Below are 15536 nucleotides of genomic sequence, written 5' to 3'. Positions count from 1 at the left end.
ATCGTGGCCGCAAAACCAAGGCTCAGCCCCTTGACGAAGTGAACGTTATCATTTAGGTGAACGTTCACAATTGATAGGTGTGTGTCGATCAGGCACACGCAATTTTGGGAGGGAATCGCGAATGAAGGCTATCCGCAGACCTGTGCTCGACCGGATGATGTTGGGCGCATCGGCCTTGGCGCTGGGCGTCGCAGCGCAGCCCGCTGTGGCGCAAGAAGTTGCAGCTGCAGATGATTCCGAGGCGGAAATCGTGGTCACCGGGATCCGCGCCTCGCTGCGCAGCTCAATGGACACCAAGCGCAGTTCGATCGGTGTTGTCGATGCCATTTCTGCCGAAGACATCGGCAAGTTCCCCGATACCAACCTGGCCGAATCGCTGCAGCGCATCACCGGCGTGTCGATTGATCGCAACAGCGGCGAAGGCTCGAAGGTTACGGTTCGCGGCTTCGGCCCCGATTTCAATCTGGTGCTGCTCAATGGCCGCCAGATGCCGGCCTCGGGCCTGGGCAGTTGCTGCGAAGCACCGGCTTCGCGCTCGTTCGACTTTGCCAACCTCGCCGCCGAAGGTGTTGCCGGGGTCGAAATCTACAAGTCGGGCCGCGCCTCGCTGCCGACTGGCGGGATCGGTTCGGTCATCAACATCAAGACCCCGCGTCCGCTGGACCGTCCTGGCTTTCAGGGCAGCATTGGCGTCAAGGGCGTATACGACCACACCTTTGAAGGCACCAATATCACTCCGGAAGTGTCGGGCATACTCAGCCAGACCTTCTATGACGACAAGATCGGCATCCTGGTCACCGGCTCCTACCAGAAGCGCAAGGCAAGCCTGGCGCAGTTCAATGCCGGCTGGCGCGAAGGCTATCTCGGCAATGAAAACAATTGGGGCTCGCTGCCGGTCGACGCCAATGACTGGCGCGGCAACTTCGCCCAGACACAGAACCGCCCGAACGCCACAACGGTCTATCAGGTGACCCAGAACGCCGGCTACGATTTCACCGATATCGAGCGCGAGCGGATCAACGGCCAGGTCGTGTTGCAGTTCAAGCCGACCGAAACCCTCTCGGCGGTGATCGACTACACTTATTCGCAGAACACCATCGATGCCCGCACCAACAGCATCGGGGTGTGGTTCAACCACAACCAGACTTCGAGCAGCTGGACCAACGGCCCTGCTGCCGGCCCGAACTTCTATGCCGAGGCTTTTGGGCCGGGCGAAGGCAAAGATCTCGCGATTACCGGGGCCGTGGCCAAGAACCGCTCGATCAACAAGTCTCTCGGCGGCAACCTCAGCTGGAAGGGCGACAGCGGGCTGCACTTCGAACTCGACGGCCACCACTCGACCGCGGAAAGCAAGCCGAATTCGCCCTATGGCAGCAACATCGCGGTCGGCAGCGCGATCTTCGGTGTGCAGAACCAGCGGGTCGATTTCACCAGCGACATGCCGGTGATCTCGGTCACCATGTATCCGAGCGCGGCGCTCACCGCTTCGAACATCCGTCCGGCCGGCAACGCCTTCCGCAATGCCTACATGAAGGACGAAATCAACGAAGTCTCGATGCGCGGCGGCTATGATTTCAACGACGGTTTGATCGACAGCCTCGATTTCGGGGTAACCTATACCGAGAACAAGGTCCGTTCGGCCTATGGCTTCCTCCAGTCCGACAGCTGGGGCGGCACCCTGTCCGCAGCGGCTACACCGGACAGCCTGTACACCCTGACCGGCCTGCCGGACCGGCTCGCCGGGATGTCGGGATCGAATGCCAACGGAATCATTCCGAACTACTTCCAGATCGACACGGTCGGGCTGATCACCTTGCTGGAAAGCCAGATCGGCGTCTGCAGCAACTCGTGGGTTGGCGACGCCATTCCGGGGACCTGTCTGGCGGAATTCACGGCCGATCGAAGGATCCAGGAAAAGACCATTGCACCTTATATCCAGACCACCCATTCGTTCGATCTGGGCGCGGGTGAAGCGCATCTGCGTCTCGGTCTGCGTTATGAGGACACCATTATCAGCTCTTCGGCCGGCACGGGGATTCCGACTGGCACGAGCTGGACAGCTGACAACGAAATCGGCCTGATCTTTGGCGGTGGGCAATTGGCGGAATCGACCAAGGGTCATTACCAGAACTGGTTGCCCGCGATCGACCTGGACATTTCTCCGATCGACAACGTCAAGCTGCGTGCATCTTACAGCCACACCATCACCCGGCCCGACTATGGCCGGATGCAAGGCGGGATCACGATCAACCAGCCGCTGCGTCCCAATGGCGGCAGCACCGCGGCCAGCGGCAATCCGGGCCTGCTGCCCTACAAGTCGAAGAACATCGATGCTTCGGCGGAGTGGTACTACGGCCGGGACAGCTACATTTCGGTGGGATATTTCAACAAGGGCGTTGAGAACTTCATCGCCAATTCCACGGTGCAACAGCCGTTCTTCGATTTGACCAACCCGGCGCAGGGCGCGGCCGTTGCTGCTGCCCGGACAGCCTTGGGCGGTAACCCCGGCCATGCCCAGATCCTGGCCTGGCTGGCAGTCAACAACCCCAGCGTCGTTGAATTCATTGGCGGCGTACCGCGCGGAATTCTTGGGCAGCCAGGCGATCCTGCGGTGATATTCACCTATGATCGTCCGATCAACAGCACCCAGACGGCCAGGCTGCAGGGCTGGGAATTCGCCATCCAGCATTCGTTCTGGGACACCGGCTTCGGCGCGATCCTGAACTACACGATCGTCAAGAGCGATACCAAATATGACAATGCACAGCGCTACACCGTTACCCAGTTTGCGGTGAACGGAGCCAGCGACAGCGCCAACGCGGTGCTTTACTATGACAAGAACGGTATCCAGTTCCGCGTCGCCTACAACTGGCGCGACGAGTTCCTGTCAGGCTATGGCCTCGATCCTTACTACATCAACCCCTATGGGCAGTTCGATGTCAGCGCGAGCTGGGAATTCCGCAAGGGCATGACCGTGTTCGCCGAAGGGATCAACGTAACCAATGCCGATCGTAGCGGCCATATGCGCAACGATCAGACAGTGTTCTTCGCGGCACCGGGTTATGCTCGCTATGCGGCGGGGCTGCGCGTCAACTTCTGACGCAGCAGACTTGATCTGCACGGGGTAAATGATCGAGAGTCGCTTCTGTACCGGAAGCGGCTCTCGATCTGTATGAGGCCGATGCGTAAAACGACAGCGGCAAGGGACAGGACCAACCATGAGCAAGCACCAGATCCTCAACCCGGCCGACCATGCCCAGCTACGGATCAGGACCGATGCTGGCCCGGCGCTGGGCGACGGGGTCAATGCCTGCCTGGCGATACCTGCCGAATTCCGGCGGCTGGCCTGCGAATATCCGATCCTGTTCCGCTATGACGCCGAACGCGGGGCCTATTCGGCACTGGCCCTGTTCGGCTTCGAAGCTGGCGAAAATCTCTACCTTGAAGGTGGCCACTGGGATGCCGCGGTGAGGCCGCTGGCCCAATCGGTCCAGCCGTTCCTGATCGGTCGCCCCGACACGGGCGAAGCCGCCGCCCAGGTCCACATCGACATGGCCCATCCCCGGATCGCTACCGACGGCAGCGGAGCGGCAGTATTCGATGCCGATGGCCAGCCGACGCCCTATCTCGAACAGGTGATCGAGATGCTTGGCGCGCTGGACGAGGGTTACCGCGCCAGCGACGATTTCTTCGCCGCCTGCAAGCGCTACGACCTGCTCGAAGCGTTCTCGATGGACGTGACCCTGGACAGCGGCGCGATGCACCGGATGGTCGGCTATCACCTGGTCAACGAAGAGCGCCTCTCCGCGCTCGAGCCCGGCATCCTCGCCGAACTGAGCGCCGCCGGGCATCTGATGCCGCTGTACATGGCGCTGGCCTCGCTCGGCAATCTCGGCAAGCTGGTGCGGCGCAAGAACCGCCGGAGCCATGGCTGAGGCACCGCCCCATCTGGCCGCGCTGCCGCGCGTTGCCGAACGCGCGCTTGAGCAAGGCGAGCTTGATTCGGCGCTGGCCGGCGCGCGCGAACCGTTCGTAGTGCGCGGGCTGGCTGCGCACTGGCCACTGGTAAAGGCTTCGCTGGCCGGCAGCGCTTCGGCGAGGAGCTATCTTGCCGAGCGCGCGCGGGACCGCTCCTTCCCGGCCAGTGTCGCCCATCAGGGCGGAGACGAGCGCCTGTTCTATGATGGCGCGATGCAAATGAATTTCGGCATGAGTCAGGCCCCGCTCGGCCATTGGCTGACCGCGCTGGAACGGGCCGAGGCCGATCCGGCTGCGCCGACCGTTTACCTCTCCTCGATCGACATCGATGCCTTCTTTGCAGGGCTGGGAGAGGCGAACAACCTGCCGCTGGGCGACCGCCGTCCGATCGCCTCGATCTGGATCGGCAGCCGCACCCGAATCGCCGCACACAATGACGTGCCTGACAATCTGGCGGTCTGCGCGGCCGGCAAGCGGCGCTTCACGCTGTTCCCGCCCGAACAGTTCGCAAACCTCTATCCCGGCCCGCTCGAGCACAATCCCGGCGGCCGTCCGGTTTCGATGGTTGACCTTCACCAGCCCGATCTGGCGGCCTATCCGCGCTTCGCCGCAGCCCTGGCAAGCGCGCAGATAGCCGAGCTTGAGCCGGGCGACGCGGTGTTCGTGCCCTCGCTGTGGTGGCACCATGTCGAAGGGCTCGCCCCGTTCAACCTGCTGGTCAATTACTGGTGGCGCGATGTTCCGGCCTTCCTGGGTCAGCCCGAGGATGCGCTCTACAACGCCGTCCTGGCGATCCGCGACCTGCCCGATGCTGATCGCCGGCGCTGGCGCGACCTGTTCGAACACTACGTATTTTCCGGCGGCGTAGATGCCGCCGCGCACCTGCCGGAAGCCGCCCGCGGGGTGCTCGCCCCACTGACTCCCGATACCGCCGGCCGGATCAAGGCCAAACTGCTGAGAGGACTTTCGCGATGACCCCCCAGAGCAAGCTGCGCGTAGTGATTGCCGGCGGCGGCACGGCCGGCTGGATGGCGGCTGCGGCACTATCGAACACACTGGGCAGCGTGATCGACCTGACCCTGGTCGAATCCGACGCGATCGGGACGATCGGCGTGGGCGAAAGCACGATCCCGCCGCTGCTGCTGTTCAACCGCCTGCTCGGGATCGGCGAGGCCGAATTCATGCGCGCGACCCAGGCGACCTTCAAGCTGGGGATCAAATTCGAGAACTGGAAGGATGTGGGCGAGAGCTATTTCCACTCCTTCGGCGCGGCGGGCAAGGATCACTGGTCGGCCGGGTTCCAGCACTTCTGGTTGCGTGGCCTGCAGCACGGCCATGCGCACAGCTACGACGATTACTGTCTGGAACTGAAGGCTGCGCTGGAGGGCAAGTTCGCGCACTTGCCCGAAGACAAGATGAACTATTCCTACCAGCTCGATTCCGCGCTTTATGCCGCCTTCCTGCGCAAGCGCGCCGAGGGTGAGGGCGCAAAGCGGATCGAGGGCCGGATCAGCGAAGTCGAACTGAACGGCGAAACCGGCGAAATCGCCGCGCTGCGCCTGGATGGTGATCGCCGGATCGAAGGCGACCTGTTCCTCGATTGCACCGGTTTTCGCGCGCTGCTGATTGAGGGTGCGCTGCATGCCGGGTTCGACGACTGGACCCATTACCTGCCCTGTGACAGCGCGATCGCGATCCAGACTGCCAGTGTCCGTCCGCCGGTGCCCTACACCCGCGCCATCGCCCACGATGCCGGCTGGCAGTGGCGGATTCCGCTGCAGCACCGCCAGGGCAACGGGATCGTCTATTGCAGCCGCTATCTGGGCAAGGATGCCGCGCTTGAGCGCCTGCTTAGCACGGTGGAGGGCCAGACCCTGACCGAGCCGAATTTCATTCGCTATGTCACCGGGGTACGGCGCAAGCAGTGGCACAGGAACTGCGTCGCAGTGGGCCTCTCGGGCGGGTTCATGGAACCACTTGAATCGACCTCGATCCATCTCATTCAGCGCGCGGTACTGCGGCTGATCCGGATGTTGCCGAGCGGCCGGGTCAGCCAGCGCGACGTGACCGAATTCAACGAACAGCAGTTCGCCGACATGGAGCAGATCCGCGACTTCCTGATCCTGCACTACAAGGTGACCGAACGCCGCGACAGCCCGTTCTGGCGGCAATGCGCCAGCATGGCGGTGCCCGAAAGTCTGGAGCAGAAGATCGAACTGTTCCGCGAGACCGGGCGGGTGTTCCGCAAGAACGAGGAGCTGTTTGCCGAGAACAGCTGGATCCAGGTCATGCTGGGCCAAGGGATCATGCCGCAGGCCTATCACCCGATCGCGGGCAAGCTGCGCCCGGAAGAGCTCGATCATTTCCTCGGCTCGTTGCGCGACATGGTCAGCAAGACCGTGGCCGGATTGCCGAGCCACCAGGACTATATCGCCAGCTATTGCGCAGCGGCGGATGACAAGGTGGCGGCATGAAGCGTCGCGCGATTGCCATTGCCGCGCTACTGGCCGCGACAACCCCGGCCCATGCCGGAGAGGACGGCTGGACGCTGGTTTGGGCCGACGAGTTCGACGCGGCCACGATCGACAAACGCAAATGGGGCTTCGATGTCGATTGCTGGGGCGGCGGCAATGATGAGCACCAGTGCTACACCCGCAGCGAGCGCAACGCCGCGATCGAAGACGGCAAACTGGTGATCACCGCCCGCAACGAGCGGACCACCGGCCCGGCGCTACCGCCGGAACAGCGCCGGTTCTCTGCCACGCCCAATGCCGAGGCGACCCGCAACTTCTCCTCGGCCCGGCTGACCACCCGCGGCAAGGCCGCCTGGACCTATGGCCGAATCGAAGTCCGCGCCAGACTGCCCCAGGGACAGGGCACCTGGCCGGCGATCTGGATGCTGCCGGAGAAGGCCAGCTACGGCCCCTGGGCCGCATCGGGCGAGATCGACATCCTTGAGGCGGTGAACCTCGGCGTGCCTTGCGCCAAGTGCCCCGGCGGACGCGAAAACACGATCCTCGGCACGATCCATTTCGGGGCCAAGTGGCCGAACAACAAGCTGGCCAGCACCGAGATTGCCTATCCCGAAGTGCTGGAAGGGTTTCATACCTATACGGTCGAATGGCAGGCGGACCGGATCGTCTGGCTGGTTGATGGCAAGGTCTATGCCGAGCAGACCGCCGAGAAGTGGTCGACCACCGGATCGAAGACACCGGGCGCACCGTTCGACCGGCCGTTTCACCTGATCCTCAACCTTGCGATCGGCGGCAAGCTGCCCGAAGGGCGGGGCCTCGGCGGGGTCCGGCTCGATGGCTATCCCAAGCGGATGGAAATCGATTGGGTTCGCGTCTGGCAAAAGGGCCCGACTGTCGCTACCGCTGGCGCGGGCGCATCCGGCGCGGGGGACAAGTAGGGGCATGGCACGTCGCCGCCAGGCTGTAACGATCAAGCATGTGGCCGCCGATGCCGGCGTTTCGCTGCAGACCGTCAGCCGCGTCATCAACAACGAACCGAACGTCCGTCCGGAAATGAAGGAGCGGGTCCAGGCCTCGATCGACAGGCTGGGCTATGTCCCTTCGATCGCGGCCCAGCGGATGAGCGGATCGCGCAGCTATCTGATCCTGGCGATCAACGACCGCGAACGCACGATTGCCGATTGGCAGGCCCGCCAGGGGACCGACTGGGTTGATCAGATGCTGCTGGGCGGCATGCTCAAATGCGCCGAGCATGGCTACCGGATGATCTTCGAGCTGGTCGACACCCATTCCGACCACGTCGAACGCGAGCTGCTCGGCGCGATTGCCGCGCTTCAGCCCGACGGGATCATCCTGACCCCGCCGCATTCCGACAATGCCCAGATCGTCGATCTGCTGGCGGAGCAGAACCTTCCGTTCGTGCGGATCGGCTCGAAGCAGAACGGCAAGGGCATCCCGGTTTCGATGGACGACGAAGGCTCGGCCCGGACCGCGACCCGTTATTTGCTGGCGCGCGGCCACAGCCGCATCGGCTTCATCGCCGGTTCGAGCGAATATGAACTGAGCGGCTGGCGGGTCGACGGGTGGCAGGCCGAAATGCAAGCCGCCGGCCATAATACCGCTGGGCTGCTGGCCCAGGGGGACTTTTCCTATGCCTCGGGCGAACGGGCAGCGCGGGCCTTGCTCGATGCGGACGTGCCGCCAACCGCGATCATCGCCAGCAACGACCAGATGGCGCTCGCAACCCTTGAAGTTGCGCGCCAACGCGGGATCGCTGTGCCGGATCAACTGTCGCTGATCAGCTTTGACAATACCCCGCTGGTTCATTTCACCCAGCCGCCGCTGACCGCGGTGGACCAGCCGATCGCCGCCACCGCGTCCAAGGCGGTGGAACTGATCATTGCCGCCCAGAAGGGCGAGCAGCCGCCCAAGGTGCTGACCGTGATCTCGGCGGCGATGGTCGAGCGCGGCTCAGTCGTGCCGCCGGTCGCCAAGCGTGACTGACCAGCCCGCTTCGGTTTCGACCGACCGGTTCATCCTGCTTTATGCGCTGGCCTGGGCCGGCGGAGCGATCGCCTATACCCCGTTGCTGACCATTCTGCTGCCCAGCCGCGTTGCGGCCCTGGCCGGCAATGACGCCGGGGTGGCCTGGCTGGCGCAGATCGCGCTGGTCGGCGCGCTGGCGGCGTCTGCCGGCAACATCCTGTTCGGATATCTTTCCGACCTGACCAAGCACCGCCGCGCCTGGATCGCGGCGGGGCTGGCCCTGTCCTGCCTGCTGCTGCCGCTGATCGGAAAGGCGACCACCCTGCCCGGGCTGATCGCCGCCGTCGGGGCCTGGCAATTGGCGCTCAACATGATGCTCGGGCCCTTGTCGGCCTGGGCCGGCGACAGGGTGCCGGACCGCCGCAAGGGTCTGCTTGGTGGCCTGATGGCTTTCGCTCCAGGGGCAGGCGCGCTTGCCGGAGCGATCGTCACCCAGCCCGGTCTGGCCCAGTCTGAGCAGCGGTTGACGGTGGTTGCAGCGATGGCCGCGGCATGCCTTATCCCGGTGCTGGTGCTGGCCCCGCGCAGCGCTCCGGCCCCCACTCCGATCACGCCGCTACCGCCCGAACCCGTGCAGGCGTCTTCGCGGCGCGCGGTGGTGCGGATGTGGCTGGCCCGGCTGGCCGTGCAGATCGCCGAAGCCACCCTGTTTGCCTATCTGCTGTTCTGGCTCCGCAGTCTCGAACCGGGTGTCGGCGAAAATCAGACTGCCCGACTGTTCAGCGCGATCATGCTGGTTTCGATCCCGGTGGCACTGGCGGCCGGGCGCTGGTCAGACCGGGTCGACCGGCCGATCGCGCCGCTGCTGGTGGCAGCTTTCGGATCGGCGGCAGGCCTGCTGGGCATGGCGCTGGCGCCAGGGCTTGGCTGGGCAACGCTGGCCTATGCCCTGTTCGGGCTGGCCAGTGCGGTGTTCCTCTCGCTCCACTCCTCGCAAACCCTGCGGATCCTCCCCCGGCCCGAGCGCCGGGGCCGCGATCTGGGGCTGTTCAACCTGACCAACACCGTGCCGTCGCTGATCATGCCCTGGCTGGCAATCGCACTGGTCCCGCTGTTCGGTTATCAGGCGCTGTTCCTCATCCTGGCCGGCCTGGCTTTTGCCGCTGCCGTCCTGCTGCTCACCCTGATTCCGAAGGACTGAACCGCTGGCTTGATTTCGGCGTCGCATCGTGTCATGAGAACGTTCACAAGAAAGTTCCGGGTGGGTGAGATGCGTTTGAATTCGGCTTTTGCGGCGATTGCAATCGCGCTGGGCGGCAGTGCGGCAATACTGGGCGGCGCGAGCCTGGCCCAGGCGGTACCGGCAGCAGCAATGCAGCTCGAACTGTGGCCGACGGCGAAAAGCCCCGCCTCGCTGAGCGACGCGGCAACCGAGACCCGGATCGACGCCCTGATTGCCGGGATGACGCTGGAACAGAAGGTCGGCCAGATCATCCAGGCCGATATCGGTTCCATCACCCCCGCCGATCTCGCCACCTATCCCCTGGGCTCGATCCTGGCCGGTGGCAATTCCGGACCTTATGGCGATGAACGGGCCGATGCTGCCAAGTGGGCGCGGCTGGTCGGCGAGTTCCGCGCCGCTTCGCAAAATCACGGGGCGGGCATTCCGATCCTGTTCGGGATCGATGCGGTTCACGGCCACAACAACCTGCCGGGCGCGACTTTGTTTCCACACAATGTCGGCCTGGGCGCGGCGCACGATCCCGAACTGGTCCAGCGGATCGGCGCGGTGACTGCTGCCGAGATCGCCGGAAGCGGGATCGAATGGACCTTCGCGCCCACTTTGGCGGTGCCGCAGGATCTGCGCTGGGGCCGCGCTTACGAAGGCTATTCCTCCGATCCGGCGCTGGTCGCGAGCTATGGACGGGCCATGACCCTCGGCCTGCAGGGCGAGCTCGTTTCCGGAAAGCCGCTTCCGGCTAACCGGGTGGCGGCAACGGCCAAGCATTTTCTCGCCGATGGGGGGACGGTCGAAGGCCGCGACCAAGGCGATGCCCGCCTATCGGAACAAGACCTGGTCCGGATCCACGCCGCCGGCTATCCTGCGGCGATCGACGCCGGGGCACTGACTGTGATGGCCAGCTTTTCCAGCTGGAACGGGGTCAAGCACCATGGCAGCCATTACTTGCTGACCGACGTACTCAAGGGGCGAATGGGCTTTGCCGGGCTGGTGGTGGGGGACTGGAACGGCCACGGCCAGGTGCCCGGTTGCACGGCCACCGATTGCCCGGCCGCGATCAACGCGGGGCTTGATCTCTACATGGCGCCCGACAGCTGGAAGGGCCTCTACGCCTCGACCTTGCGGGCCGCGCGCGATGGGCGGATCCCGCTGGCCCGGCTCAACGATGCCGTGCGGCGGATCCTGCGGGTCAAGTTCAAGCTTGGACTGATGGGTGAACAGACCGTCGCCCGCGGCAATCCGGCGCTGGTTGGCGCGCCTGATCATCTGGCCGTGGCGCGCGAGGCCGTGGCGAAATCGCTGGTCTTGCTGAAAAACGAAGGCGGCCTGCTGCCGGTGAAACCGGGATCGAAGGTCCTGGTAGCCGGTCCGGGCGCGGATGACATGGCGATGCAGGCCGGCGGCTGGACGATCACCTGGCAAGGCACTGACACCAAGGCGGCCGATTATCCGCGCGGTAACACGATCGGCAAGGCCATCGTCTCGGCCGTCGGCGCGGCCGGCGGACAGGCCGCAATCTCGGCTGACGGCAGTTTTTCCGCGAAGCCCGACGTCGCGATCGTGGTGATGGGCGAGACCCCCTATGCCGAATTCCAGGGCGACATTCCGCATCTGGCATTCGCCGAACAGCACGGCGAAGGAGCACTGGTCGCGCGGCTCAAGGCGCAGGGCATCCCGGTGGTCGTGGTGTTCCTGTCAGGGCGGCCGCTGTTCACCGGATCGCTGATCAACCGCGCCGATGCCTTCGTCGCCGCCTGGCTTCCGGGCAGCCAGGGCGAAGGCGTGGCCGATGTGCTGGTGGCGCGCGCCGATGGCCAGCCGCTGCGCGGCTTTACCGGACGGCTCTCCTTCCCCTGGCCGGCCGATGCCCGCTCACCCATTGCGCAGCCGCTGTTCCCGCTGGGCTACGGCTTGCGCTATGGCGATGCATCGGGTCCCGGGCGAGTCAACGAGGATCCCCGGATCGACCTCTCGGCCTACAACACCGCCACCTCGTTCTTCGTTCGGGGCAAGGCGCTGGCGCCCTGGCACCTGTCCAACGACGGGTCGATCGCGGTGCGCGCGGTCGATCTTTCGGCGCAGGAAGACGCCCGGCAGTTCACCTGGTCGGGCCGCGGCGCGCTGTCACTTGAGGGCAACCCGGTCGACCTGTCCGCCCGCGCACAACAAGGCGAAACCCTGTTGCTCGATTGGCGGATCGATCGTCTTGGCCGCAGCCCGGTCCATCTGACGCTGGGCGGAGCCAAGCTCGACCTGACCCCCATGCTGCGGCGGAGCAAGCCCGGAACCGTGCTGCAGACCCGGATCCCGCTGCGCTGCTTTGCGCAGGCCGGGGCGAAGCTCGCCAGTGTCGGCCAGCCGCTGCGGATCGAGGCCGCCATGGGCTTTGGCATGACCATACGCACCGCCCGGATCGATCATGCAGGGCCTGCAATCCCCTGTCCGCGCAAGGCGGGTTGAGCTGGTACTGATCTGAGCAGAGGGGTTTGGCCTTGGCCGGACCGTTCTGCTAGGCACGGCCGATGGCCGCCAGCCCCCCTGCCGACCCGAACTTCGATCCGGACCGCCTGCGGGCGATCCGCAGCGCCCTGGCGCGTAAGGCCTATGAGACCGACGAAGTCCGGATCGCCGATCCTGATCTGACCGGGGCCGAATGGCTCGTCGCTTCTCCGCGCGGGGTCTTTGCGGTTGGAGACGGTGCGGCCAGGCTCGCGATCCACGGCTGGTTCTTCGGGATCTGCCGCGACGGCGACGCGCTGTACCTGTTCGAGAACTGCGGCCTGCGCGATCGCTGGTCCGGGCTGGGCCGCTTGCTAAAGCTGCGGATAGCCGAGGGGCAGCTAGGTGCACCCCAGGTGCTCGCAAAGGGCCTTGATGGCAATTGCCATCAGGTGCGTATGATTGATGGATTGGTTTGTCTGGTCGATACGGCAAACCAAGCTGTCTTGCGCTTCAATCCAGCAGGACGACCGATCGACAACCGGCAGCTGTTTCCGCACGCGGATATCCAGGACAGCAGCGGCGCCTACCTCCATATCAATTCGATTGCCCGGATTGGCGGGCGGCTGGCCGTGCTGCTCCACAACGGCAAGGCCCGGCCAGCCCGGCCCAGCGAGATCGCCTGGCTCGATGATGACTGGCGCGTGACCGAGCGCATGCCGCTGGAAGGCCACGCCTGCCACGACCTTGCCACCGATCCCGCCGGGCGGACATGGTATTGTGCATCGATGAGCGGCGAGATCGCCAGCCTCGACGGGACGCGGCTGACTATCGATACCGAGCGGATGACCCGGGGCATCGCCTTTTCGCGGGACCGGATGGCTGTGGGCGTCTCTACTTTCGGCCCGCGCGAGGCGCGCGACGGGCTGCGCGGGACGCTGGTCGTGCTCGGCCCGGACCTTTTCCCACGCGAACGGATCGAACTCGATGGGCCGCCGACCGACCTGATTGCGCTTTAGACTGTCAGTTCGTCCAACAAGGCCGTCGCCACAGTCAGCCGCTCCACCCGTGCATCATCGTCGAAGCCGGCCAACGACGGGAACCCCGCAACCGGGATGGTGCTAGCCAATGCGAGCAGCCAGGCCCGGCGCTGACCGTGGCCGGGTAGCACCTCTGACCAACGCGGCCGGAACTGATGCGGCGGGAGAAGTCGCAGGGCCTGGGCCGGAGAGAGCCGGCCATGGTGTCCGCCGATCAGGATGACCCCGGCCAATGGCACTTCGGCCAGCTCACAGCGCGCCTTTGGCCGGACCAGCAATTTGCCCCGCGGATCCTCCGGCACTTCCTCACAGGAAAGCGTGGCCAGCGCCGCGGCGCTGGCGGGATGAAGCCGCATCGCTGGCCGGCCCGGCAGCACGGTGAAACCTGTTCCGGTAGTCGCGAGAACGGTCAGGTCATCGCCGATCAGCCGTGCGCCATGGCTCAGCAATTCTGCCGCCAAGGTCGATTTGCCCGATCCGGCCTTGCCCGCCAGCAGAAAGCCCTGCCCGCGCCATTCGATCGCGCTGGCGTGAAGCGGCAAACGCCCGTTCCAGGCCGAGGCCAAAGCCGCCACGGTAGAGTAGAAGCAGTCGGGCAGCGTGCCCCGCCAGGCCGGTCCGGGCAGGTACAGGATCCGGTCTGGCGCATGGAAATCGAAGGTCACTTCATCGCCCCAGACGAAGCGAAAGCCGCCGGTATGGACCGCCCCGCGGCTGCGCCGGGCCAGAACCGGACGATCGGTCAATGCGGCCGCGCGGGAGATATGGATCGCCGGGCGGGCGCGTTCGTCCCGCGCCTGATCGAAGTACGGCAGCGGCAGATCGGCCTGCCACAGGGTGCCAAATGCTTCGGCCTGATAGGAAGTTTCGCTCACCGGTGCGCTGCCTAACCTAGACCAGAAGCGGCGCGCAGCCATTGCCCCAGCCAGATCGCCGAGGGATAGGCGGCAAGAAAGGCGATCGGATAGGTGCTAAGCCCCATGACCAGCGCGATTGCCGCATGGAACAGGAAGAAGCAGCCCAGCACCACCCCCAGCCAGGGGGTCGGCAGAAGCAGCGCCAAGGGAAACAGCATTTCAAGCAGCATGACTGTCCAGGCCAGCGCGAATGCTCCACCGGGCAGGTTCACGCCCCAGGCGCTGAGCCGGTTGCCCCACATGTAGGAACCCAGCGCCGCGCGCGGAGCCGCGCCGCTGCGCCAGTCCGCCAGGATCACCTTGCTGGCCCCTGCAGCGAAGTAGGCGATCGTCAGCTGTCCCCCAGTCCACAGCGCACCGGCCAGGACCAGCGTTGCATTGTTGAGCGCCAGACCCAACGTCTGCAACAAACCTCCGCCGGCCACAATCATCGCCATCTTGTCAGCGCCATCGGGTATCGAACGCTGCCCAAGCAAAAGGGCAACGACCAGTGCAACGGCCAGCAGCAGCGGGGTGACCGGACCGAGCGGGAGCGCCACCAGCGCGAGTCCGACCAGACCAAGCAGCACCGCGAGGAGCGCCATGCCGCGCTCTCCATAGAGCACAGCCACCAGTGCCGAGCGCCCCTTGATCCCCTTGCGCAGCCGCTGCAGGTCCCAGCCGATTGCCGAACCCACACGCCAGCGCGGCAGATCCGCCAGCCATTGCGCGGCATGAAGCAGGCCCCACACGCCGAACAGCGCGCAAGTAGCCCGCACCAGGGTCTCGGTCGGAATCATGGGCAATGCCATGCCGAAAGGAACCGCACTTTCGGTTCGCGCCCGATCCGGCCCCCAGTAGTGGCGACCGAGAATTGAAGTGCTTCACCCGGGCCGGGCATCATCCGGTCGAGGGCAAAGCGCAGGACGGTGAGATAGCACAGCGCCGAAGGCCGGGCCGATTGCTCCGGATCGTCTTCAGCCAAGGCCAGCGTCATCACATGCTGGACAATCAGGCTGCGGCTGTAACGGCGCGGATTCCATATTCCGTGCCACAACGGACGCTCACCATAGTGGAGAAGCTCAACCCAGTCGTTCGGCTTTCCGGCCTCCGGCGAAGTGCGGACCAGGAGGTGAATGTCATCAAAGAACTCTGCGTGGCCATCGATTCTGGTCTGCGCGAAAAACTTCCATTGCGGGGCGATCGCCAGCTGATCGAGCACCATGCCGGCGGGGCTGCTAACCACGAACTGGCGGAACAACGTCCAGACGAGCAGCAGGCAAACCAGCGCAAGTACCGTTTGGGCGAGGAGATCAAGCATCGTCGCGGCCCAGGGCCCTGCGCCGTTCGTGCAACAAGGCAACGTAGGACAGCGGTCGTTCGCGGCAACCGGGCTGGCCCGGCACGGCCCGTGTCCGGTTGGCACCATGCCGCTCGGCCAGTTCGGCGAACCGGGCCAGTTCCGCAGCGCTGAGTTTCATCG

At 65.0% G+C, this 15536-nt stretch carries 13 protein-coding genes; 9 read left to right on the top strand and 4 right to left on the bottom strand.

All coding sequences use genetic code 11. The features are described from left to right. Positions 1 to 121: 121 nt before the first annotated feature. From B2V17_RS02160 to B2V17_RS02120, 9 genes are all read left to right on the top strand, one after another. Entirely contained in the window at positions 122 to 3100 is a 2979-nt protein-coding gene (locus tag B2V17_RS02160; protein ID WP_292994666.1) for a TonB-dependent receptor, read from the top strand. Positions 3101 to 3218: 118 nt separating this feature from the next. Beyond that, on the top strand, positions 3219 to 3935 hold the full coding sequence (locus tag B2V17_RS02155) for a SapC family protein (protein WP_292994664.1): 717 nt from the start codon (positions 3219 to 3221) through the stop codon (positions 3933 to 3935). Continuing rightward, a complete protein-coding gene (locus tag B2V17_RS02150; RefSeq protein ID WP_292994662.1) occupies positions 3928 to 4953 on the top strand; it encodes a cupin-like domain-containing protein in 1026 nt (341 codons plus the stop codon). Before B2V17_RS02155 ends, B2V17_RS02150 begins: the two co-directional genes overlap by 8 nt. Beyond that, the gene (locus B2V17_RS02145) at positions 4950 to 6452 is read left to right on the top strand and encodes a tryptophan halogenase family protein (RefSeq protein WP_292994660.1); all 1503 of its coding nucleotides are present in this window, start codon (positions 4950 to 4952) and stop codon (positions 6450 to 6452) included. The genes B2V17_RS02150 and B2V17_RS02145 overlap by 4 nt, the downstream gene beginning before the upstream one ends. Beyond that, the gene (locus tag B2V17_RS02140; RefSeq protein WP_292994658.1) at positions 6449 to 7390 is read left to right on the top strand and encodes a glycoside hydrolase family 16 protein; all 942 of its coding nucleotides are present in this window, start codon (positions 6449 to 6451) and stop codon (positions 7388 to 7390) included. The genes B2V17_RS02145 and B2V17_RS02140 overlap by 4 nt, the downstream gene beginning before the upstream one ends. Positions 7391 to 7394: 4 nt before the next feature. After that, positions 7395 to 8456 carry a LacI family DNA-binding transcriptional regulator gene (locus B2V17_RS02135; RefSeq protein WP_292994656.1) on the top strand — a complete coding sequence of 354 codons (1062 nt, stop codon included), beginning with the start codon at positions 7395 to 7397 and terminating at the stop codon, positions 8454 to 8456. Further along, the gene (locus B2V17_RS02130) at positions 8449 to 9639 is read left to right on the top strand and encodes an MFS transporter (protein ID WP_292994654.1); all 1191 of its coding nucleotides are present in this window, start codon (positions 8449 to 8451) and stop codon (positions 9637 to 9639) included. The genes B2V17_RS02135 and B2V17_RS02130 overlap by 8 nt, the downstream gene beginning before the upstream one ends. A 69-nt stretch (positions 9640 to 9708) precedes the next feature. Next, on the top strand, positions 9709 to 12138 hold the full coding sequence (locus B2V17_RS02125; RefSeq protein ID WP_292994652.1) for a glycoside hydrolase family 3 protein: 2430 nt from the start codon (positions 9709 to 9711) through the stop codon (positions 12136 to 12138). A 62-nt stretch (positions 12139 to 12200) separates the two neighbouring features. Next, on the top strand, positions 12201 to 13136 hold the full coding sequence (locus B2V17_RS02120) for a hypothetical protein (protein WP_292994650.1): 936 nt from the start codon (positions 12201 to 12203) through the stop codon (positions 13134 to 13136). Here the strand turns inward: B2V17_RS02120 and B2V17_RS02115 are convergent. From B2V17_RS02115 to B2V17_RS02100, 4 genes are read right to left on the bottom strand one after another with little or no spacing between them, the layout of a single operon-like run. Then, positions 13133 to 14032, bottom strand: a complete 900-nt coding sequence (locus B2V17_RS02115; RefSeq protein ID WP_292994648.1) for a hypothetical protein — start codon at positions 14030 to 14032, stop codon at positions 13133 to 13135. The genes B2V17_RS02120 and B2V17_RS02115 overlap by 4 nt on opposite strands. A gap of 11 nt (positions 14033 to 14043) precedes the next feature. Then, a complete protein-coding gene (locus tag B2V17_RS02110) occupies positions 14044 to 14853 on the bottom strand; it encodes a hypothetical protein (RefSeq protein WP_292994646.1) in 810 nt (269 codons plus the stop codon). Continuing rightward, the gene (locus tag B2V17_RS02105) at positions 14850 to 15374 is read right to left on the bottom strand and encodes a hypothetical protein (protein WP_292994644.1); all 525 of its coding nucleotides are present in this window, start codon (positions 15372 to 15374) and stop codon (positions 14850 to 14852) included. The genes B2V17_RS02110 and B2V17_RS02105 overlap by 4 nt, the downstream gene beginning before the upstream one ends. Next, positions 15367 to 15534: a hypothetical protein gene (locus tag B2V17_RS02100; protein ID WP_292994642.1), complete on the bottom strand. Its 168-nt coding sequence runs from the start codon at positions 15532 to 15534 to the stop codon at positions 15367 to 15369. Before B2V17_RS02100 ends, B2V17_RS02105 begins: the two co-directional genes overlap by 8 nt. Positions 15535 to 15536 lie beyond the last annotated feature (2 nt).

It is taken from the genome of Novosphingobium sp. UBA6272, from assembly GCF_002440635.1.
Classification (GTDB): domain Bacteria; phylum Pseudomonadota; class Alphaproteobacteria; order Sphingomonadales; family Sphingomonadaceae; genus Novosphingobium.
This window is presented reverse-complemented; position numbering and strand designations above follow the sequence as displayed.